At 61.3% G+C, this 1,162-nt stretch carries 1 protein-coding gene; it reads right to left on the reverse strand.

The annotated features are described in order from the left end of the window. Window positions 1-126: 126 nt before the first annotated feature. A complete protein-coding gene (locus AC1DY5_RS56495) occupies window positions 127-930 on the reverse strand; it encodes a sulfite exporter TauE/SafE family protein (protein WP_478122848.1) in 804 nt (267 codons plus the stop codon). Between the last annotated feature and the right edge of the window lie 232 nt (window positions 931-1,162).

The following is a 1,162-nucleotide window of genomic DNA, read 5'->3' on the forward strand; positions in this document are numbered from 1 at the left end:
AAACGGCCGTCGTGATGCCCCGGAGCCCATAGAGAGCGAGCGGCCAAATCAAAGCCAGGGAAGGGCAGGGCGGGCCCAGGCGACCCGGGTACTTCGTCAAGGGTGACTTGTGTGAAACGACTTCCGTCATACCAGGACGACCTTGAGCAACAGCCCCAGACCGGAGATGCCCAGTGCTACGAGAGTGATGTTGCGATAGCCCACATCGCCTGTCCTCCTGTAGATGGCGATGCCCAATCCGTTTCCGAGCAGTGCCAATGGCAACGCCGGTAGAAAAATCATCCAGAACGGACGATCGAACAGGTGTGGTCGCGAGGCAGCCAGAAGCGTCAGGCCAACGAACTGCATCCACAGGATGAAGGTTTGCGTCAGCGCGCGGCTTTCTTCCTTGTTGACCCCAACCAGGCCGTTCCACACGACCAAAGCCGAGCCAGGAAAGGCCGAGAAACCGCCGACGATGCCGCCGAGGGCGCCGACAAGAAATGAGCGCTTCAGACTAGGCGCGCTGCTCTTCAGTCGCAGCGTCGCGGGTTTGAGCAACGACCATGTCGAATACGCCATGAGCAACAGGCCAAGCGATACCGTCAAGTCTCGGGGTCCAAAGGCGTAGAGGATCGTCAGTCCAACTGGCATGCCGGCCATGCCTCCGGCGAGGTAGGGGGCAACTCCGGCGCGCCAGTTCCGCAGGCCGACAGGGCGTCGGATTTCGCTCCAAAGACTGCCGAAACTGAAAGCCTGCGTAAGCAGAGACAACCCCATTAGGACGGCCACGCCGAGTTGTGGAGGCAGGACCATCAGACTCAGGGAGCCGATGGCCGAGAAGCCAAAACCAGACAAGCCACTGAAGACCGCCGCCGTCGCGTAAATCGCGGCAAGGGCGAGCATGAATGGAAGACTGCCAGCGCTCGAGAAGTCGGAAAGGACGTGCATGGTGCGCTACCAGATCGGAGCGCGCTGGTTTGTCGACTGGCAGCGTGCCGACGGTGCGCGGGATTCGTCCGCAAATCGTCAAAGCGCAAAGCCACGAGAGGGGCCCACCGGCACCAGCGCTCGCCCGGTCAGTCACCCACCAGAAGCCATTATGTGCATCCGCGCGCCGCAGGGAACACCTCGGCTGCGAGGCCGTCCTCAAATGTGTGGAGGTCACTTGGATCTTGAAAGA

It is taken from the genome of Variovorax sp. P4_D9 (assembly GCF_056401695.1).

What these genes read in the sequence shown, in the direction of transcription:
- AC1DY5_RS56495 (WP_478122848.1), bottom strand. Translation starts at nt 930, where the DNA reads ATGCACGTCCTTTCCGACTTCTCGAGCGCTGGCAGTCTTCCATTCATG.